This window comes from Lysinibacillus sp. NPDC093216, from assembly GCF_050280325.1.
GTDB lineage: Bacteria > Bacillota > Bacilli > Bacillales_A > Planococcaceae > Lysinibacillus.
Window position 1 is genome coordinate 1 of the sequence record NZ_JBNNVB010000004.1, and the last position, 21,794, is coordinate 21,794.

The window sequence follows — 21,794 nt, forward strand, 5'->3', positions numbered from 1 at the left end:
TATTTTTTATGAAAAAAATTGAAAGCCGGTGAAATTTTACTGATCGTAAAATTTCGCCGGCTTTTTAGTTTAGAGATGGGTTTTGTCCCAGCCTCTTGAGTTATACAAACATTATTTAGCTGGTTTTCAGGCAACTTTTTTGCCCAGTTAATTGATAAGGTGTCATGCATCCAAAATTCCGAAACTCATGAATCAAATGGGCTTGGTCATAATAACCATTCTCATAAATAACATCATTTAACGTAGAGTGGGTTGTCCTCAGAAGCATATTTAGTGATGATTGAAATCTTACTATTTGGCTAAATAATTTTGGGGAAATTCCAATATGATCTTCAAATTGTTTTCTTAAATATCTAGTTGAATATCCTACTTCTTCTGCAAGTTGAGCTATGGTAATATTACCTCTTGTCGCGTATATATTATATAATGCTTGTTTTATTAGTTTTGATGATTTATCAATCTCAAAAATTTGACTTCCCAATATTTCATTGACTCTCTCCGTAAAACTATCGTAGGTTACTACCCTTTCTAAAATATTCGTATTTACAGGAAACATTTCATTTAAGGAAACTTCTTTATCTGTAAGGTCTTTTATACCGAATTTTATTTTCTTAATATCTAGACATGGCAGAAAACGAAACCCAAAGTATGTACTGTTTGGGAGAAGGTTAATCTCTCTACTTTTAGTAACGCTTCCACAAATATTACCGTAATGCTGATCACAATTAATGAGAATATCGATACACCCATCCGGGATAACAGAAATTTGATTACTGACCCCTCCCATTTTAAATTGGTAAAACAGAATAGATGGTTGATTTGGTTTAATTCTAACTTTTTGTTCAGTATAGTAATCTGTCTGAAATTCAAAGTCAGGCTGAGACGGCAAGTAACTAATTATTTTGGAATTTAAAGGATTAATCAACTTTATACCACCTTTAATACAAATTAGTAAACGCTTACAAATCGATGTTTAATATGTGATAATTTCCTCGGTTAATCGAATAACAGCTAAATCAACGGTTTGAAAGTTGCTAATGTTGTTTACGAATGTTCGTAAAATAAGTGTAATAAAAAAAGGAAAAATAATCAATAAAATTTTTGGAAAATTTAGATAATTAATTATCTCCCCTCAGTGTTCCTTTTATTTGATGAAGATGGTAAATTCTTCGAAAAAGTAGACGAGTTACGAATAGCGGGCAGACTTTAAAACAGCTATAAAGAGCGCTTTCCCATTCATAGTAAGTTAAAAGCCTGTATCCCTTGTCACTCAAGGTTACAGGCTTTTCTAACAACGGTTCAATGCTTTATTGAGAAATATCTTCAAATCTATTAATATCCTCTTAATAGTATCGAGCTGTAAGTAATTTGAACTTCGCTGCAATCCTAAAACGGATAATCTAATTTACTTGTCTGTACGGATACCCATTTCGTAACAGTAAACTCATCTACAATCCATTCATATCCAAATCGCCCAATTCCACTTTGTTTCACTCCACCAAATGGAACATTTCCTTCTAGCACTGCAGGCATATCATTTATATGTGTTGTACCAGATTCGATCTCAAGGGCTAATCTTTCCCCTCTTTCTAAGTCACTAGTTATAATGGCAGAGGATAGTCCATATTCCGTGTCATTAGCAAAACGAATGGCCTCTTCATCACTTTCAGCCGGAATAATTTGTGCAACAGGACCGAAGATTTCACAAGATGCAAGACTTGAATCATTAGGTACATCAACAAATACAAATGGAGAAATAACATTCCCTGTAAGGTCACCTTCTACGGCAACTTTTAATCCACTTTCCTTTGCTTTATTAACTAAATCCATGATTTTATCAGCTTGTTTTTCATTTATAACAGGTCCAATAATTGTGTTAGGGTCCTTGGGGTCTCCTACTGTTAATCCCTTTACTTTTTCTACGTATCTAGCAACAAATTCATCATAAATATCTCTATGAACAATAATTCGGTTTGTAATCGCACAGATTTGGCCACTATGCAAAAATTTCCCGAAGATGGCGGCTCTCACAGCTTGTTCAACGTCGGCATCTCCTAAAACTACTAAAGGATTATTGCCTCCAAGTTCTAATGCCATTTGTTTTAATGTTCCGCCTGTTACCTTATTAATATGTTTTCCTACTGCAGTTGATCCTGTAAAACTGATAAACGAAGAATTCTTATTTAACAGGAATTCATCTTCTGATTCTTGAAGATCGGTTAAAATTGAATTAAACACTCCAGCAGGAAGTCCTGCTTCTTCGAAAGCCTTTGCAAAAACTTGTCCACCAACTATTCCAACTTGGAGATCTGGTTTATGAACAACACTGTTCCCGAGAGCAATGGCCGGGAAAATTGTTCTTGTTGCCATGTTAAATGGAAAGTTAAAAGGTGTGATGGACGTAATTACACCTAAAGGCAATCGATATACACGGCTAACCTTTCCTGGTGTAGTAGATGCATAATTTTGGGGTCTGTATATTTCATCAACCATATTAATAGAATCTTTTATGTCACTAACCCCAAAGCCAAACTCAATATGAGCTTTAAGTAGTGTTCCACCTGTTTCCCGTGTAATTAATTCCAAAATATGCTCTTTATTTTTCTCTAAATAGTCTAATGCTTTCGTTAAAACCTCTCTTCTTTGTTCTGGAGTAGATTTAGCCCATTCCTTTTGAGCTACTTTTGCTTTGTGATATGCGTCTTTTATTTGCTCTACATTCGCTAATTCTACAGATGTAATAGTTGACTGATCATATGGATCCTTTATTGAATAAGTTCTTTTACTACCACCCTCTACCCATTGACCGCCAATATAACTTTTGTTTATTTTACTTGCCCATTCAATGCAGTTCACATCTAAAGCCTGATTCTTTGTCATTTAAAGTCCCCTTCCTGAAATGAAAATCTATACTTAACGCGATGTAACCTAAATTGTAAGCGGTATTAATTGTTTTTTATTGTAAAAAGCGGAACTATACTTATCAGGATGATAATTGCTAAGAGAAGCAAAAAAATAAAAGAATAGGAATGAACGACTTACACGCCTTCTTACTTTTTAAAACGTGTATGAATATTGTTATACTTGTAAGTACCTTCCTCACTGAATTCAATCAATTCCATAGATAATGCCAGGTATCGTCTAGTAAATAGATCAGCAAAATGATCCTTCATTACTTCGAATAATTCGTCACAAGTTTCTTTCTTATTTTCAGCCGATCTTCCCGCCCCAATTTTTAATATAGCATGAACAAATGCATCATCTTCTGCTCCATCTGCTACTCGGTAATCTTGAAGTTCAACTGCTCTTGATCGAATTCCTCCAGTCGGAAAAAGATTACTACGGCTAATCAAAACATCATTCACTTTTTTAAGCAAATTCGGAATGTCTGTTTCTTTCTTTATATTATCGGTATACTCAACAATAAAATGCGGCATGTTTTCATCCCTTTCACTGACTAAAAATAGCGTTATCACTTTTAGTTTTTAAGAAATGTTTTTCGCTAATAATGGTATTTACTAGTCGTCCCACTCCTTCAATTTCAGTAATGACTTCATCTCCTTCCTTTGTATCAACTAAGCCCTCAGGCGTACCAGTAAGGATAATGTCGTTTTTATTTAATGTCATAAAACTACTTAAATACTCAATTAATTGCGGAATACTAAAAATCATATCTTTCGTTGTGCCTTCCTGAGTCACTTTTCCATTTACATAAGTACGCAATGTAAGATGCATAGGATCTTCAACATCTTTTGCATCGACTAGCCATGGACCGATTGGTGTACAAGTATCTCTATTCTTTACTTTTAAGTTTGGACGATAATAGTTTTCTAAATAATCACGGATGGCATAGTCATTTGCAACGGTATATCCTGCTACATAATCATAAGCATCTTCTCGGTTAATGTTTGTCCCGGAACGACCAATGACAACTGCAAGTTCACATTCATAATGCATATTGGTAGCCTCAGCCGGTCGGTAAGTCTGACCTCGATGACCAATCAAAGTATTAGGACCTTTTAGAAAAACTAAAGGTTCTGTTGGTGCTTGAAAAGCAAGTTCCTTTGCATGATCTGCATAATTTAGTCCTAAAGCAAAAATAGTTCTAGGTTGGACAGGCGGTAGCCAGACCACTTCCTCCTCAGAAACAATTTGTCCATTATCTAGTTTCAGGTGACCATCATTTGTTTCAATTGCGTGATGAATGACATCCTGAAATACTACACGTGCATGTTTCATAATAATCGCGCTCCTTTACAAAACAATGAGATTTTCATTTAACTGTATTTTCCAAATAACCGATTCCATCGATTGCAATCCGTACTCGATCTCCCTCTTTCACAAGCGGGGGATTTTCAGGTACCCCAACCAGTAAAACATCTCCCTCATACAGCGTCATGAATTCCGAAATTTCAGAAATCAATTGCGATACAGGACGAATTAAATTGGCCGTTGTATTCTTTTGTTTTAATTCATCGTTAACGAATACAGTAATCGTCAACTTATTAGGGTCAGAGATTGCATCGCGTTCAATAATCCATGGACCTACAGGGCAAAAGTTATCTCTTGCTTTTTGTTTAATAGCTGGTCGATAAAAATTCTCATGTGGAATACTCACATCATTTACAATGGTGTATCCTAATACATGATCTAAAGCTTTTTCTTCTGTTACACGAGTAGCATTTTTCCCTATGACAATGCCTAATGAGGCACCTACTTGCAGATGAGATGTATCCTCGGGTAATGGAATTGAAGATTTAAATCCAGTAATGGTGTTCACCGGTTTTATATATAAGACAGGCGCTTTGGGAGGCTGTTTATAAGGTTCTTTTGTTAAAGATGAACCTAATGCCTTAATCTCGCCACTATAATTTAATAAAGCCCCATATACTGTACCCGAAATTGGCGCCTCTAAAGAGGACTGTTCTACGGTTAAATTTCTATCACCGAGAATAATTGTATTGCTTTGAGGATCTACCTCCACTTCTTTTGTGTGAAGGGTTTCACTAAATTTAATAATTGCCTTACTCATAACTATTCACTCCTCTCATAAACTCGTAAATTCTTCTGATAATTACTTAATATTATTGACCTTGCAAAACTATTACTAATGATTAACTACACCTTTAACATCATTACCTATATTTGACTTAACGATAATTTCCGAAAAATTATCCTCTACATTTTTTGACTTACGGGCTCCTATAAATGTACCAATATAGCAGCCTAAGAAACCTAACGGTATTGAAAGAATTCCTGGTGATGCAAGAGGGAAAATAGGATTACCAGTAAATAAGGCTACACCTGGTTGTGGATTCCAAACATTTGGACTTAACATAACCAGACCAATCGTGCTAATTAATCCTATAAGCATCCCAAAGATTGCTCCAGTTTTGTTGAATTTTCTCCAAAAAATAGTTAATAAAATAACTGGTAAATTCGAACTCGCTGCTAATGTTAGAGCGAGTGATGATAAAAAGGCAACATTAAAATTTTGAAGAAATAGTGATAAGGCAACGGCACTAGCAGTGATGACAATCGATGCAAGACGTACCATAAACATTTGCTGTTTTTCGGTTGCTTTCCCGTCTTTTAAAATTTCGTTATAAAAGTCATGGGAAAATGCTGTTGCTCCTGTAACTACAATTCCAGCAACAACTGCGAGAATAGTAGCAAAAGAAACCGCAGAAATGAAAGCAAACATAAAATCTCCACCAATAAACTTTGCTAATAATGGCGCTGCCATATTCCCTGCTGGGTTAGCCTCTATAATATTCGAAGTCCCAACTAGTTTTGCTGCTCCAAGCCCAAGGAAAATGACCATAATATGGAATAGCCCCATAATCCACATAAGCCAAACAACTGACTTTCTGGCAACCTGAGCATTAGGTACAGTTAAAAAGCGAACTAATACATGGGGTAGACCCGCTGTCCCAAGAATGAGCCCAAGTGTTAAAGAAGCTGCATCCCATCCGTTTTTATATTTTAAACCAGGATTTAAGAAATCCATTCCAAAAGGAGTGGCTGTTTTCATATCAGTAAAAATGCCAATAAAATTAAAATTAAATTTCCACATAACCATTACAAACATAATAAAGGTTCCACCTACTAAAAGAACGGCTTTAATAATTTGAACCCAGCTTGTTGCGGTCATTCCTCCAAACAAAACAAAAGCTAACATAGCAACACCAACAATAAGGACTGAAATATTATACGGAATACCTAATAATAATTTGAATAAAGCTCCTGCAGCAACAAGCTGTGCGAGCATATAAAAAACTGAGATGATTATTGTATTGAAGGCAGTTACACCTCGTACTTGTTTAAACTTAAATCGCGCAGTAATCATATCACCTAGCGTATATTTTCCAAGATTCCTTAATGGTTCTGCAACTAAAAATAAAATGACAAGAAAAGAAACAAGGGCACCGTACATGAGGAAAAATCCGTCATATCCCGTTAAAGAAAAGGCTCCAATTAACCCTAAAAAGGTAGATGCAGACATAAAGTCTCCAGCTAAAGCAAGACCATTTTGCCTAGCAGTCAGACCACCTCCAGCTGTATAAAAAGAACCTGCCGTTTTTGTTTTTTTTGAAGCATAGTACGTAATGAAAAGTACCCCTATTGACATGAGTATAAAAAGAAGAATAATATCCCATCCCATATGTCTACAGCCCCTCTTTTACTATGATTTGCTTTACCTTTTCGTCAAATTCAGCAGCCTTCTTTACATAAACACTGCATACCCCAAATGACATAAAGATAATTGAAATACCGTAAATCCACGCCAACGTAATGTCTCCTATTACTTGGACGTTTAATAGATTTGTAAACAAGGCTAGGAATGGTAAAGCTAGTGAATAAGCCAAATAAAAAATTGTGTATGGAATAATAAACTTTTTCTTATATAAAAGTAGTTGTTTAAAATCCTCCGAAGCGGAAATTTTGTCATAATCTATTTGTTTGTTGTCTTGTTGTTCGATGTCTTTTTTTACACTACTCTGTTCTTTTACTAGCTCCAAATTGATAGCACCTCTTTCCTAATAATTTAATAGGGTACTTAAATGCTTCTAATTCTTCGATTTTTAATTTCTATTAAAAACCACTAGTTTTAGCTCTGTCATTTCCTCTACAGCATATTTTATTCCTTCTCTTCCAACTCCACTTTCCTTCACACCCCCATAAGGCATGTGATCTACACGAAACGTTGGAATGTCATTAATCATTACGCCTCCAACATGAAGATTTTCAGCTGCAGTTAACGCTGTATGAACATTATCCGTGTATATTCCCGCTTGGAGACCATATCGCGAATCATTTACTTGCTCAATTGCTTCTTCTACTGCTTGAACTTTATTGATGATCACAATTGGAGCAAACACTTCTTGACACGAAACTTTTAAAGAAGACTCTGCATTTAATATTACCGTTGGCAATAGAATATTCCCTTTTGCGATTCCCCCAGTTGCTACTTCTGCTCCATGTTGTTTCGCCTCATGAATCCAGTCTAAAGTACGTTCCACATCTCCTTTTGAAATAAGCGCTGAAACATCCGTACTTGGATCTAAAGGGTCACCAATTTTGAGTTGTTGAGTTGCTTCAACGAATTTTTGTACAAATGTTTCGTACAAACTTTCATGAATATAAATTCGTTGTAATGATATACATACTTGACCTTGGAAAGAAAAGGCTCCCTTCACACAACGATTAATAATTGAATCAATATCGATCCCTTTATCAATAATAACGGCTGCATTTGAACCCAGTTCTAATGTCACGCGCTTCAGTCCTGCTTTGTTTCGAATACCAATCCCAACAGCTGGACTTCCCGTAAATGTAATAGCTGCAATTCTACCATCGGTCACGATTTTATCCCCCACGACTCTTCCGCTTCCAGTAATAACATTAAAAGCTCCATTAGGTAAACCAGCCTCCTGTAACAACTCGGCTAAAAAGAAGGAAGATAGTGGAGTTTGACTTGCCGGTTTTAATACAATTGTATTTCCTGCGGCAATGGCAGGACCTACTTTATGGGCAACTAAATTCATCGGGAAATTAAATGGAGTAATCGCTCCAATAACCCCAATAGGTTCACGCACCGTATATGCTACTCGTTTTTCTCCACCTGGTGCAGCATCCAATGGAAGCGTTTCTCCATGAATTCGCTTTGCTTCTTCAGCTGCAAACTTATACGTTTGTATTGTTCGTTTCACTTCATCGATTGCAGTAGCAATTGGTTTCGCTGCTTCTAAAGCGATAATTTCTGCAGCTTCATCTAAACGCTTCTCAAACAAAGCTACCAAACGTTCCAAAATAGCTGCACGTTCGTGAGCTGGCATTTTCGCCATTACTGTTTTTGCACGAACTGCAGCTTCAATCGCCTCATTCACTTCTTTTTCATTAGCCTTAGGAATATATGCAATAACATCTCCAGAGTATGGAGATGTTAGAGATGCATGTTCAGTGGCTTCTTGCCATTGACCATCAATGTATAAATTTTTCTTTCTTGCTTGCACTTTTAAATTCATATTCTACTCCTTTCTGTTATAACCAACTATTAATTAGATCACTAGCTCATCTTTTTTCATGTATTCATTCATTCCATATGACTCATTTTGCTTGCCATATTTATAATCTAGCCACCTTACCTTAATCCGCTTCTTGTATGGGTTTACAGAACAATCTTTTAATTGTATTAGTAGTGAAGAGTGTTGCTCATTTATAGATATTTGGTGGCAGGTTCCATCATAATTTTTACCATCTATTTCAACTTGAATATGGTAAATACCAGGTTTAGGCATTCGGTATCTCTTTTTTACTATTAATTTAAGAAACTGATGTTTTTTGTAAAAAAGAGAACTTTGATTCACTTCTCCATTAATTTCATAAAAATCGCCAAGGTACATAGGAATCTTTTGCACATGACCTTCATCAAGCAATTTTCGGATTGCTGTTGAACTAATTTTTTCATCACAATGTTGGATCTTTGAGACAGTCGTTACTTCCAAACTTCCGGGATTATACTCTGATAACGTTTTCATATTACCGAGTCCTTTATAGCCATAATGATAATCAAAGCCTGCTACAACATGTACACAGCCAAGTTCAATAATGTATTGTTCAACAAAATCGATAGGAGAAAGACGGGCAAACTCAGGGCTAAACTCAACAACAAATAACTTCTCAACACCCAGCTTTTCAAATCGATCTTCTTTCAAAGGAAGCGGAGTTAAATAAGTCATTGGCTCCATATGAGGAAAGAGTATATCTTTTGGGTGCGGATAAAACGTCATAACACCAAAGGCGCATTGTTTTTGCACAGCAATTTGTTTTGCTGTTTCAAGAATTCTTTGATGACCGATGTGAACTCCATCAAAAAAACCAAGGGCCAAAACACAAGCTTCTAATTCAGTGAACTTTGATTTATCAATTGAACTTTTGATATAAATTGTCTCCATCGTTGGCCCTCTCCTTATATGTTAAGTTAACTGCGGTGCAGCGAGCTGGCCATATTTCCCTGCAAAGAATGTCAGAGGATTTCCTTCACGAAGGACAATATCTTCTACTTCTCCAAGGAACAGCGTATGGTCACCAGCTACTTGCTTTCCATATACATTGCATGTAATATTCGCCAGCGCATCCTTTACTACCGACATTTCATTTAGTCGGTCAAATTCTGGTTCACGCTTTTCTTTGATCTGGCCGGCGAATAACATAGAAACTTCTTGCTGGTCTTCCGATAAAATATTCACTGCAAATTTACCGGAGCGGTTAATTTTATCCAGCATTTTTGCATTTTCTTTAATCGATATTAGTACGAGTTGCGGGTTTAACGACACTGACATGAAGGCATTTGCTGTCATGCCATGAGGCTCTCCATCAATGTCCGTTGTAATAACTGTTACACCGGTTGCAAATTTACCCATGGCATCTCGAAATGTACGATCATCCATTGAAATTCCTCCATTCTTTTTATTTAAATAACTAATTCTGGTTTGCGCTGTGCAAGGTTTGGTGCCGTCGATTGAATTTGTTCATTGGTTTCAATATCTAAAAACGGAGACGTTTCATTAAACCAGCTGTCCGGTGCTTTTGCCCCCCATAATGTTTGACGACGTGGGTCATTTAAATCCCATCGAATTGGCTCGAAGTCATTGTCACTTGTTAAGTAATCTCCGTTATACAGCTCAATGCGGTATCCATCTGGATCTCTTAAATACAAGAAGAACGCATTGGATAAGCCGTGGCGAGCTGGACCTCTTTCAATGTTCTCTGAATAACCAAGAGAAGCTAAAACATCGCAGCAGTGAATTAGCGCAAGTGGATCCGGTAGCCAGTAAGCAAAGTGATGAAGACGCGGACCATCTCCGTTCATAAAGGCTTGATCATGCACGGTCTGTTTGCGGTGGAGCCACGCAGCCCAGATATTACCATCTTCTATAGTTGTATATTCAGAACATGCAAAACCTAGCTCGTTGATAAAGAAGTTGTAAGCTTTTTCTACATCCGGTACAGCACAGTTTACGTGGTCAATCCGCTGAATTCGGGCACCGCTGTATAAGTCGTAGCGCTGAAGTAAGCGCTCTGCTTTTTCAATCTTACAGAAAAATTCAAGAGGCATCCCTGAAATATCATGTACATGCAGTGCACGCCCAAGAGCATGCTGAGTTCCTTCCTTAAGCCACTTTGTTTTTAAGCCTTTTAATTGAAATAATTCGGCCAGACGGTCAAGATCTTCTTCTTTTGCTACTTTGTAACCGAGTGCATGTACCCCTAACTTATCAGACTTTTTAAGAACCAAGCTGTGGTGTGTGTGTTCTTCAAGCCCTCTCAAATAAACACAGTCGTCCTTTGTTTCCGTTTCAATCATGCCGAGCGCTTTTACATAAAAATCTTTTGAACGGTCTAAATCCTTCACATTAATAACCGTTCTGGCAATACGAATGATATTGAAATCCATACTCCTCATCTCCCTTAGTCGTTTAATTAGCTATTTTTAGCAAACTCTTCTGATCGATCCAAAAATTCTTTTACACGATCAACATATTCCTGTTTGTCATATCCGTTATAAAGCGTACTTGCCATTCTAATTGGATCACCAAAGAAGAAGCGCTCATAAAGTGTTTGTCGAGAACCGAATGAACTTATACATACATCCCATGCCAAACGATAAAGTTTCACACGATTATAAGCATCCCCAGTGGCTGATTGTAAATACTTATCAAGATCCGGACGAATATCAGAATTGAAGTCTGATTCTGATGGAATCGCCATTAAGCCACTTGCACCCACTAGTTGCATAATTTCTGTAAAGCGAGGGTAAATTTTTGGGAAGTAATGACGTGCTACATTTAACGGTGCAAACTCTGGTGTCATAATTCCCCATCTATCCACTTTTGCATTTGCTTCGGCAGCAACGACATATGCTTTCATCGTTTCAAGTGCAATAATTACCTCAGAGATTTTCTCCTGTATATGTTGGTATTGGCCAATATTAATTGTCTCTGCCATTAATTGAAGAATACCAAGTACAAACTCTGTCTTCGCAATATTTTTTGATACAACTTGATGCGTCATATGAACAACTGCATTACTTTCATTGTAGGCCTGGTTGCACACATTAACATCACCAAGGGCAAAGACTCGATTCCACGGAACGACAACATCATCAAACACAACAATGGTATCCATTTCTTCAAAGCGAGATCCTAGCGGATGGTCGAAATGAGACTTACCATAATCAAAAGATTCTCGACAAATAAATTTTAAGCCCGGTGTGTTATTAGGAATAGAAAATGCAAATGCATATGGATTTTCTTCAGCTGATTGTTTTAACAAAGTAGATGGGAATACCATGATTTCATCGGTAATACCACCTTGAGTAGCAAGTAATCTTGCCCCTTTAATAACGACCCCTTCAGATGTTTTCTCTTTAATCCGTGCTGCAATAAACGGATCTGGAAGCTGTGCTGAATTTACTCCCCTATTGACTTGAGGCTGAATCAACGTATGTGTTAAAGATAAATCATTTTCACGACAATACTCGTAGTAGTTGGTCATGTTTTCGGCATAGATGGAGTCCTGTTTTCCAAACATTTCTGAAGCTGAACCATACGCCATCATCCCGACATTAATGTAATCAGGGGAACGTCCCATCATGCCACCATTATATTTCGCCCATTCTTGCATCATTTTGCGACGTGTCACCAAATCTTCTTTTGTTTTTGGCTGAATAAAAGATGTACCTACCCGTTCACCAGTTGTTGGAGATACATATGTCATGTAATCCTTTTTGTCTGGATCATGTTGCAAATCGTAAAGTTCTGCCTGAGTCTTCATAACCCCTTTAAAAGCTGAATGTTCAGAAATCTTCCCTTCTACTCGTTTGCCATCAATCCATATATTTGCCTGTGCATTATCAACTCTTTCAATATATTGCTTTCCTGTTTTTGCTGGCATTATTGTGTCCCCCTTAAAAAATAGTTTTTACTTCCCAAATTGCGGAATATGATGATCACCTATAGCAACATGGATTACCTTTGGTTCTGTATAGAATTCAAAAATTGCGTAATGACCACCCTCTCTTCCAATTCCACTATCTTTCGTACCGCCAAATGGAATTCGAAGATCTCGTACGTTTTGAGCGTTAATCCAAAGCATACCTGCTTCAATAGCATCCGCCATACGATGTGCTCGTTTTAAATCTTTTGTCCATACAAAACCAGCTAGTCCGTAAGATACGTCATTTGCCATATGAAGTACTTCTTCATCTGTTTCAAATTCGATTACGGCCATAACGGGACCAAAGATTTCTTCCTGACATACTCTCATGTCATTTCTTGCATTTAATAAAAGTGTCGGTGGTACAAAATTACCTGCCTTTACCTTCTCCGGAACCACTCCCTGAATTACTTCACAACCTTCTTGTTTAGCGATTTCTATATATTTTTTTACTTTGTTGTAGTGATCTTTTTCAATTAGCGGACCAAGCTGAGTTGATGAATCCATTGGGTCACCGATTTTAATGTTAGCGACACGTGCTTTTAATTTTTCAACAAATTGATCTTTAATATTTTTATGCAAGAATACTCGAGAATTGGATGTGCAACGTTCCCCATTAAAAGAGAAAATCCCCCATATTGCTGCATCTAGAGCTCGTTCAAGATCTGCATCATCAAATACAATTAAAGGTGATTTCCCACCAAGCTCCATCGATGTTTTCTTTAAAGTATCCGCAGAGTTTTTAATAATAGTGGAACCTGTAGTCGTTTCACCTGTAAATGAAATCGCTTTCACATTTGGGTGAGCAACAAGAGCAGCCCCTGCAGTTTCTCCAAAACCATGAACGACATTAAAAACTCCATCCGGAACTTGAGCTTTATGAATAATTTCAGCTAACTTATTTGCAGTCAATGGTGAAAGTTCAGCTGGTTTTAGCACAACAGTATTTCCAGTCGCTAATGCAGGCGCTACTTTCCAAGTCTCTAACATGAATGGGGCATTCCATGGAGTAATTAACCCTATAACTCCTAATGGTTTATAAACTGTATAATTAATGAATTCATCATCCATTGGGTAAGATTCACCATGCAATTTTGTCTCAACCATTCGTGCGTAGAAACGGAAATTTTCTGCAGCACGTGCGGTTTGATTTCTTGTTTGGCTAATTGGCAGACCTGTATCTAATGATTCTAAGAAAGCAATTTCTTCAATCTCCTCATCGATGATATCTGCAATTCTATTAATATATTTCATTCTTTCTTTCAATTTCATCTTGCCCCACGGACCATTCTCGAACGCTTCTTTTGCTGAAAGAACAGCTTGATTTATATCCGCTTCACGTCCCTCAGCGATATAGTTGTTTATTTCATTGGTAAATGGATTTTTATTTTCAAAAGTAGCACTTGATTCACTGTCGACAAACTGTCCATTAATATAGAGTTTTACATTTTCTACTTGCTTGTGTTCGTGATTTTTTTGAGTCTCAGTTACTTGAACTTGCATGTTATTACACTCCTCACTCTTCTCTTACTCCTGTAACGAGGAGTAAGAGAATTTTTTAGATTTTGAATTATTATTTAGTTACACTCTCATTTGATAAAATGCCGTATTGATTTAAAACTTCACGAATTTCATTTTGAAGTGCCTCAGATGGTAAATCCATTGGCTTGCGTAAAACTGGCGTAATTTTACCCATCATGCCCAGAGCTGCTTTTACTGGTCCAGGGTTAGTTTCTTTGAATAACACATCATTTAATGTCATCAATTCATAATGAAGATTTAAAGCTTTTTCAGCGTCGCCTTCCTCCCAAGCATTGTGCATTTCTGCTACTTTTGCTGGTGCAACGTTTGCTGTGGCGCTAATAGAACCTTTTCCACCGATTGTTAACATTGGGTAGCAAAGAAGTTCAATTCCCGAGAATAGACTAAAATCTCTCCCACAATTTAATAGCACCCGATTGACATGTTCAAAATCTTTATTTGACTCTTTGGCACCAATAATGTTCGGGCAATCTTCAACAAGTCGAGCCATTGTTGTTACTTCCATATTTACACCCGTTCTTCCAGGGATGTTATATATAATAATTGGAATATCCACGGCATCGGCAATAGTTTTATAGTGTTTATATAATGCTTGCTGGGAAGGCTTGTTATAGTATGGAACAATGACCATCGCAGCATCTGCTCCCATTTCTTGAGCAGCCTTTGTTAGCCGAAGTGCTTCATTATGATTAACTGATCCCGTTGCTGGAACAAATGGAACTCGTCCGTTAATCGTTTTAATTGCTGTTTCCATCACAAGCTCTCTCTCTTCGATCGTTAGAGAACTAGGTTCCCCAGATGTACCGGTTACCGAAATACCATGGCTCCCACTTTCTATTTGCCAGTTAATTAAACTTTTAAATGTCTGTAAATCTAAGCTTTCATCTTCTTTGAATGGTGTAATAACTGGTGCAATTGAACCTTTTAAACTTTCTTTAGCTTTTCGAATTCTAGACATTTTATCTTCTCCCTCTATACCTTTTTATGGAATCGTTTACAAGATTAATGTATCATTAAGTATAAAATATTTAAAATATTTAAAATATTCGTGATGCATACAAAATAAATATACTTCTAAGGAGGAATTTCATGGATATAAGACAATTGCGATACTTTGCCACTATTGTTGAAGAAGGCCAAATCACTCGAGCAGCAAAAAAATTGCATATGGCCCAACCCCCTCTTAGTCAACAGCTAAAAGCGCTGGAGGAAGAACTTAGTACTCTTTTGGTAGTACGCAATGGAAAGAATATAGAACTAACAGCAGCAGGAAAAGTTTTGTATAAGAGAGCTACCAATCTGTTAAGTCAGATTGATGAAACAATTATGGAAGTGAAAGAAGTAGGAGAAGGACTTAAGGGTACCTTATCAATTGGATCTGTAAAAACATGCTTTTCTCACTTACCTGAACGCATTCGTTTTTTCCGAGAAAAGTATTCAAACGTTACATTTCGTTTATACGAAGGGGATACCTATCGATTATTACAAGATTTAAGAAATAGGCATATTGAGGTTGCTATAGTCAGGTTACCTTTAGAATCAGAATCAGATGACTTATCCTCACTGCCATTACCTCCGGACCATTTTGTAGCCGTTATCCCCGAGACGTGGAATTATGAAAATACATTAAAACTAGATGAACTTTCAAGTATGCCACTAATGTTGCTACAACGTTTTAAGGGTGTTGGTCAATACGAACTGGTTATAGAAGCTTGTAGAAAATATCACTATGAACCAAATATTGTCTGTCAATGTTCAGACGCTGATATGATTATGTCCCTAGTTAGAGAAGGTGTCGGTGCTTCCTTACTTCCAATATCTGTCTTAAGTTCATTTTCTATGAATGGCCTGAAAATATTGGAGCTCGAAGAACTTAGTATCCAATCAGATTCCGCCGTTATCTGGTTGAAGGACCGTTACCTTTCAAAAAGTGCTATTAAATTTATCGAAACTTTTAAGAGGGAATACAATTTAAATAATTTACAAGTAGAATGACTCAAATGATTCTATAAATCATATGTGTTGTAATCCAATGCATTATGTCGAGTTATTAAAAGATAAAGATTGCAAAACTACGAGGGATGATTAAAAAATTCATCGAAAGAAAATTCATGACTAAGAATGAGAGAATAAATGAAGATCATCCATTTTATTTACCTTTTTATATTGGTCTTCATTGTGGTGTTCGGGTCGGAGAATTATGCGGGCTTGAATGGAAACATATAAATTTTGATGAAATGGTAGTAGAAATTGAACAGCAACTAATAAATAAAAAATAAAAATTTACAGATGAAAATGAAAAAGAATATTTTAGACTATGGAAATGTATAGTCAAGTTTATCTTTTTATATTTCTATTTAACCGACAATCCTTTACTACATAAGGATTTTTCGGTTGTTTTTTATTTAATTTTATTCATGCTTTTATCGCCTTATTTTCTACATATGGTGGTGATATGATGTGCAAAAATAAGACCATCCGTCACACACTGGAGTGGTCTTTATATCTCTATCAATGTAAACAGTCTTGTTAACATCTATGTAAGGCTTTTAAATCGATTGTTCTAAGAATTGATGAATAAATCTTTATTGTGCTTTCTTTAGATTTAATTTGTACAAAATATTTTTCGGGAACTGTTGATAAATGCCCGTTTACAACCCTCTAGCCTTCCCCTAATAACACACCGTCAAATACATTTTGGTTATTAAATGCAAAAAGGCAGTTGAAAATCAGATTCTGCCGCACTTTCAACTGCCAACTCAAATATTTGATTACAAGGTTGTTTTTTCGATTAAATTTTGTTGCAGTGAACTGCGTTTTTTTTGTTCTGCTCCTCTAAAAACTAGAGATTATCAAGGACTAACTGGAGGAGTAAGCCCTGTAAGAACAGGAGTTATAACACTAGTTCCAGCTCCAAGGCGAATTTGTTGAACTTGCAGTACTTTTACAGTAAGCTCTAACACGATTTTTTCACGTAATGTGTCGAAAGTGCCTTCTGGTGCTGCCATAACCGGTGAAAAGTCAAGTTCAAAGAAGTTTGCAGCTACTAACTCGCCAAATGGTTGTTCATTGTATTTAACTAGATTTTGGAAGAATGCTTTATCCAATCGAGCATCCATTTGCGTAGTTTCATTAAGGAAGTTCGCTTCCGCAAACTCGGAAATTCCTAAAATCGGAGTAGGGCCTCCAAGTGTTTGTGGGAAAGTAAGGTCTGTAAAACCTGAAAACGGAACATCGGCAATTCTATCTTGGAGTGCCCCGTTACATGCTGCTGAAGCATATTCTATATTTTTGCGAATATTTCCAGCTACAAATAATTTAGCTCTTGTTACCGCAAAAAAGTCAGTGCCAGCAATACGCGCAAAAGCAACCGGTACTAGTTTCACTTGATTTAGGAATACATTTTTTTTCACTCTTTTGATTTCTGTTGCTGCAGGACTAAGCGTAATATCAGACTCCACAGCAATTTGAAGTGTTGGTTCTGCAAGTACAACTGGAACTTTAATAGTTGGAGTCACTAACGGTGTAGCGACTACTGGAGTAGTAGCAGTAGTTAATGGTATCTGTTCTGTTGATGTTACTGGACAAGGTTCGACTTGATTAACTTGAATATCTAATTGATCACTCAAAAAATTCCCTCTTTTCATTTTTTTAGTATTAGAGAGCGCTCTCTATATTGCTAGAATATGTAGCGATTAATTCTATGTATAGACGTGTATACTAGTTTTTTCTGATTTTTAAAAAGGGATTTTTAGGATGAATATTAAAATGCTAGATACTCACCATTTTTAGCACCTAGTTTTAATTGTTTAGTTACCTATTTCAACTGGAGAATTTCAAGAAAATAATAGTCAAAAGTAGAAGCAATATTACGAAGAAAGATTTTAGTGTATGAAAATTTTATGGCTGGAGGAATATGTTGACCTAAAAAAAGAAAATGGAGAACATTGTACGCCAAGTGTCATCAAATATAATACTAGAAAAATTAAATATTAGTTTTAACTATCACTCATTGCGTCACACACATACAACGACATTAATAGAGAATGGTACATCTGTTAAAACTGTATAAAAAAGATTGGGACATAGCAGGTCAGCAACTACTGAAGACCGCTATGTCCATTTAACTCAAAAGATGGCAAGAGATGCTGTCGATATTTTTAATTCCATCGCAAAAGATTTATAAATTGCTGGCACAATTTTAATGCGGTGGCAAATCGGTGGCAACCTCCACCATACTAATATAAAAACACACAATTAAAATCCTTATAAACGTTGTTATATCAACATTACTTCGAATCATCCATCTTCAGAACAGCCATGAATGCTTCTTGTGGTACTTCGACTGAACCTACTTGTTTCATACGTTTTTTACCTTCTTTTTGTTTATCAAGAAGTTTTCGTTTACGAGAAATATCCCCACCGTAACATTTCGCTAATACGTTTTTACGCATAGCTTTAATTGTTGAACGTGCCACAATTTTTTGGCCAACAGCTGCTTGAATTGGCACTTCAAATTGTTGACGTGGAATTAATTCTTTCAATTTTTCAACGATTACTTTGCCACGCTCGTATGCAAAGTCACGGTGTACGATAAAGCTTAGTGCATCGACTTGCTCACCATTTAATAAGATATCCATCTTCACTAGTTTTGAAGTCTGATAACCAATGAGTTCATAGTCAAATGAAGCATAGCCCTTCGTATTCGACTTTAAATAATCAAAGAAATCATAAACGATTTCTGATAACGGCATTTCATAAACAATGCTGACGCGTGTCGTATCAATATAATCCATTGTCATAAAATTACCGCGCTTTAATTGACAAAGTTCCATAACAGCTCCTACATAATCGTTTGGTACCATAATTGTAGCTTTTACATATGGTTCTTCCACTCGATCAATCTTTTGAGGATCCGGCATAAATGAAGGGTTGTCAACCTTTACTATAGATCCATCCGTCATTTGAACATTGTAAATTACAGAAGGCGCTGTTGTGATTAGATCAATGTTAAACTCACGCTCAATACGCTCTTGAATGATTTCCATGTGTAAAAGCCCCAAGAAGCCACAACGGAAACCAAATCCTAGTGCTTGTGATGTCTCTGGCTCATATTGAAGTGCAGAGTCATTAAGTTCTAACTTTTCTAACGCTTCACGTAAGTCATTATATTTCGCAGTATCGATTGGATATAATCCGCAGTATACCATTGGATTTAAACGACGATAACCTGCTAATGGCCCATCTGCTGGGCGATTCGCAAATGTAACTGTATCCCCCACACGAGTATCACCTACATTTTTAATAGACGCTGTTAAATAACCTACGTCACCGACTGTTAATTCATCTTGTGCTACAACTTTCGGTGTGTGTATACCAACTTCGATAACTTCAAATTCTGCTCCAGTAGCCATCATACGAATTTTATCGCCAGGTTTTACTGTACCATTCATGATTCGAATGGAAATAATAACACCTTTGTAAGCATCGTAAACAGAGTCAAAAATAAGGGCTTGTAATGGTGCATCCGGGTCACCAGTTGGTGCAGGCACTTTCTCTACAATTTGTTCTAAAATATCTTCAATCCCGATACCGGCTTTAGCAGAAGCTAAAACCGCTTCAGAAGCATCTAACCCAATTACGTCTTCAACTTCTTGACGTACACGTTCCGGATCCGCTGCTGGTAAATCAATTTTATTGATAACAGGTAAAATTTCTAGGTCGTTATCAAGCGCTAAGTATACATTTGCTAGTGTTTGTGCTTCAATACCTTGTGCTGCATCGACAACTAAAATTGCACCCTCACAAGCGGCTAAACTACGTGATACTTCGTATGTGAAATCGACGTGTCCCGGTGTGTCGATTAAATGGAATGTATACACTTCACCATCTTTCGCTTCATACTTTAATTGGACTGCATTTAATTTAATCGTAATGCCTCGCTCACGCTCTAAATCCATTGAGTCCAGGAGCTGTGCCTTCATTTCACGAGATGTTAAAGATTTCGTTTGCTCTAAAATACGGTCAGCAAGCGTTGATTTCCCGTGGTCAATATGTGCAATAATAGAGAAATTTCGTATATTCTCTTGTCTTTTTAAACGTGCTTCTCGGTTCATCTTTTCCACTCCTAATTAAACTATAATGAATTATACTATGAAAGATATGCAAAGTACAACAACAACTAGACTCAAAAGCCTATTACATCAATACTTATAAGTGTTTTTACGGTTTTTAGATTTTGCAAGATAAGGCATATAAATGCATGGATTTGGGGCTAAATGGGGCTAATAAAAATATGGCGAGCGTGTGTACAGGAATGTGTGAGTAAGAAAAATTGAGGCTAATTGCTTCGGTCTTTTTTTGTTAGTAAATTATAAGAATAGCACACTTACATAAAAATTTGCACTGCTTGGTACAGTGCATTTCTAGGTACATTCGATAACCCTTCAGAGCTAATTATGGAAGGTAACTTTATTTTCTAAATAACTACAGTTAGAACAAAGGTAATCTTTATTGATAAATATAGCACTGTACATATTTGTCCAAGGAATATGTTCAGAACATCTTTCGCATTTATCTACATATTTATCACCTAAAATACCATTCTCTAAAAAGACATGCCATTGTTTATCCGATAAACTTTCAGATCCATTTTTTATGAGGAGCAATGATATTTCTAACGCTTCACCATCGTCAAATCTATTCTCGCTTATTAGTTCTTTCAAATATGAAATAAATTTAGATGGTTCTCTTAATATTCTTTGTTTAAGCTGTTCTCCTTGCATAAAACCTCTCCTTTTTCCAACTACTTTAATTCGACAAAAGGGGATGATTTCCTTCTGAATTAGACAATAAATAATGCAGTTTATACTTAAGTGTCGTTACTAATCTCATGACAAACACCTATCGAAGGAAGTACTTTGTAAACACTCCTCATATTTTACGATTCCTCATTTTTAAGAAGCATAGCGAAAAGACGACTATTATTAGACTCTTAGTTACCGCCTGCAGATGAAAATGATCAAATCCACGACGGCATATTAGGAGAAATTTGTTGGAATTAGTTAGAAATCCATACTCTGATGATTGATAAAGATATTCGCGGTGTCTAAGTTATGTCCAGGCCAGCTGTTAAACCGCTTGGCGCTTTGATAATGCACTTCAAGACTCACAAAAAGCTGATTGGCCATTTTACAACGGGCAATCAGCTTTTTTATCGTTTAGAGATGATTAATGTACGTTGAATTGAACTACTCGCCACTTAGCTAACGCTTGAAGTGGGAGTCTTTTGTCGGGATCTGATCAAAAATCCTACCGACAACGTTCGGCGCTTAGGGATACCACTCGCAATAAACTAGACAGAAAACTACTGTCAGTCTTATTATTTTCGCCTACCACAGTAGGCGCCTTCGCTGAATGATAGAATAGCATCTTTAGCCAATATATTTAGTAAAGCAACAGGTGCTTACCCGAATTGCCACGGACGATTTGCGCCCGCCTTTTTCCTTGGCTTATTGGTCCCTAATTGTTCTCGACTCATAATTTGCGGTTCCATTCCCTTTTCGATTTGCGAACTAAGTGCTCTCGAAAGTGAATACACATTCGGTGCAAAATAGACCCGATTTGACTCTAATTGGCAAATAGGACAAGTTGATTTTTCTTTATTCCCCCCCATTGATTTAAAAAATAACGTAAACTCTCCACAATCATTGCAACGAAATGTGTAACTAGGCAAGAATAAACCTCCTTAT

The 21,794-nt window shown here is 36.6% G+C and carries 20 protein-coding genes; 2 read left to right on the plus strand and 18 right to left on the minus strand.

Annotation, left to right across the window (positions count from 1 at the left end; all coding sequences use genetic code 11):
• Positions 1-115: 115 nt before the first annotated feature.
• The 14 genes from ACQKOG_RS06185 to hpaI all read right to left on the minus strand — a co-directional run bounded on the left by ACQKOG_RS06185 (position 116) and on the right by hpaI (position 15,001).
• Positions 116-925, minus strand: a complete 810-nt coding sequence (locus ACQKOG_RS06185; protein ID WP_402870396.1) for a helix-turn-helix domain-containing protein — start codon at positions 923-925, stop codon at positions 116-118.
• A gap of 461 nt (positions 926-1,386) precedes the next feature.
• A complete protein-coding gene (locus tag ACQKOG_RS06190) occupies positions 1,387-2,880 on the minus strand; it encodes an aldehyde dehydrogenase family protein (protein ID WP_402870393.1) in 1,494 nt (497 codons plus the stop codon).
• A 170-nt stretch (positions 2,881-3,050) separates the two neighbouring features.
• Positions 3,051-3,437, minus strand: a complete 387-nt coding sequence (locus tag ACQKOG_RS06195) for a 5-carboxymethyl-2-hydroxymuconate Delta-isomerase (protein WP_370079486.1) — start codon at positions 3,435-3,437, stop codon at positions 3,051-3,053.
• 13 nt (positions 3,438-3,450) lie between these two features.
• Positions 3,451-4,239 (minus strand): fumarylacetoacetate hydrolase family protein, encoded by a 789-nt coding sequence (locus tag ACQKOG_RS06200; RefSeq protein WP_427445643.1) that lies wholly within the window; start codon positions 4,237-4,239, stop codon positions 3,451-3,453.
• 34 nt (positions 4,240-4,273) lie between these two features.
• Positions 4,274-5,032 (minus strand): fumarylacetoacetate hydrolase family protein, encoded by a 759-nt coding sequence (locus tag ACQKOG_RS06205; protein WP_370079488.1) that lies wholly within the window; start codon positions 5,030-5,032, stop codon positions 4,274-4,276.
• Between the two features lie 75 nt (positions 5,033-5,107).
• Positions 5,108-6,664: a solute symporter family protein gene (locus tag ACQKOG_RS06210; RefSeq protein ID WP_402870385.1), complete on the minus strand. Its 1,557-nt coding sequence runs from the start codon at positions 6,662-6,664 to the stop codon at positions 5,108-5,110.
• A 4-nt stretch (positions 6,665-6,668) separates the two neighbouring features.
• Positions 6,669-7,022, minus strand: coding sequence for a DUF485 domain-containing protein (locus ACQKOG_RS06215; protein ID WP_370079490.1), 354 nt, complete (start codon positions 7,020-7,022; stop codon positions 6,669-6,671).
• A 63-nt stretch (positions 7,023-7,085) separates the two neighbouring features.
• On the minus strand, positions 7,086-8,528 hold the full coding sequence (locus ACQKOG_RS06220) for an aldehyde dehydrogenase family protein (protein ID WP_370079491.1): 1,443 nt from the start codon (positions 8,526-8,528) through the stop codon (positions 7,086-7,088).
• A 33-nt stretch (positions 8,529-8,561) separates the two neighbouring features.
• A complete protein-coding gene (locus ACQKOG_RS06225; RefSeq protein WP_427445647.1) occupies positions 8,562-9,458 on the minus strand; it encodes a cytidyltransferase in 897 nt (298 codons plus the stop codon).
• Between the two features lie 21 nt (positions 9,459-9,479).
• Positions 9,480-9,953: a flavin reductase family protein gene (locus ACQKOG_RS06230; protein WP_370079493.1), complete on the minus strand. Its 474-nt coding sequence runs from the start codon at positions 9,951-9,953 to the stop codon at positions 9,480-9,482.
• Positions 9,954-9,976: 23 nt separating this feature from the next.
• Positions 9,977-10,960: a 3,4-dihydroxyphenylacetate 2,3-dioxygenase gene (gene hpaD, locus ACQKOG_RS06235; RefSeq protein ID WP_402870382.1), complete on the minus strand. Its 984-nt coding sequence runs from the start codon at positions 10,958-10,960 to the stop codon at positions 9,977-9,979.
• Positions 10,961-10,986: 26 nt separating this feature from the next.
• Positions 10,987-12,459, minus strand: a complete 1,473-nt coding sequence (gene hpaB, locus ACQKOG_RS06240) for a 4-hydroxyphenylacetate 3-monooxygenase, oxygenase component (RefSeq protein WP_427445652.1) — start codon at positions 12,457-12,459, stop codon at positions 10,987-10,989.
• Positions 12,460-12,486: 27 nt separating this feature from the next.
• On the minus strand, positions 12,487-14,004 hold the full coding sequence (gene hpaE / locus ACQKOG_RS06245) for a 5-carboxymethyl-2-hydroxymuconate semialdehyde dehydrogenase (RefSeq protein ID WP_370079496.1): 1,518 nt from the start codon (positions 14,002-14,004) through the stop codon (positions 12,487-12,489).
• 70 nt (positions 14,005-14,074) lie between these two features.
• The gene (gene hpaI / locus ACQKOG_RS06250) at positions 14,075-15,001 is read right to left on the minus strand and encodes a 2,4-dihydroxyhept-2-ene-1,7-dioic acid aldolase (RefSeq protein ID WP_427445655.1); all 927 of its coding nucleotides are present in this window, start codon (positions 14,999-15,001) and stop codon (positions 14,075-14,077) included.
• 131 nt (positions 15,002-15,132) lie between these two features.
• On the opposite strand from hpaI, the gene ACQKOG_RS06255 reads away from it, so the two are divergent.
• Positions 15,133-16,038: a LysR family transcriptional regulator gene (locus tag ACQKOG_RS06255; RefSeq protein WP_370079498.1), complete on the plus strand. Its 906-nt coding sequence runs from the start codon at positions 15,133-15,135 to the stop codon at positions 16,036-16,038.
• A gap of 116 nt (positions 16,039-16,154) precedes the next feature.
• On the plus strand, positions 16,155-16,322 hold the full coding sequence (locus ACQKOG_RS06260; RefSeq protein WP_427445658.1) for a hypothetical protein: 168 nt from the start codon (positions 16,155-16,157) through the stop codon (positions 16,320-16,322).
• Between the two features lie 573 nt (positions 16,323-16,895).
• Here the strand turns inward: ACQKOG_RS06260 and ACQKOG_RS06265 are convergent.
• The 4 genes from ACQKOG_RS06265 to ACQKOG_RS06280 form a co-directional block, all read right to left on the minus strand.
• Positions 16,896-17,672, minus strand: coding sequence for a CsxC family protein (locus ACQKOG_RS06265; RefSeq protein ID WP_370079500.1), 777 nt, complete (start codon positions 17,670-17,672; stop codon positions 16,896-16,898).
• A 660-nt stretch (positions 17,673-18,332) separates the two neighbouring features.
• Positions 18,333-20,159 (minus strand): translation elongation factor 4, encoded by a 1,827-nt coding sequence (gene lepA, locus ACQKOG_RS06270; RefSeq protein WP_370079501.1) that lies wholly within the window; start codon positions 20,157-20,159, stop codon positions 18,333-18,335.
• Positions 20,160-20,495: 336 nt separating this feature from the next.
• Entirely contained in the window at positions 20,496-20,828 is a 333-nt protein-coding gene (locus tag ACQKOG_RS06275; RefSeq protein ID WP_370079503.1) for a hypothetical protein, read from the minus strand.
• A 680-nt stretch (positions 20,829-21,508) separates the two neighbouring features.
• Complete coding sequence (locus tag ACQKOG_RS06280; RefSeq protein ID WP_427445661.1) at positions 21,509-21,778, minus strand: FmdB family zinc ribbon protein; 270 nt, start codon at positions 21,776-21,778, stop codon at positions 21,509-21,511.
• Positions 21,779-21,794: the final 16 nt, after the last annotated feature.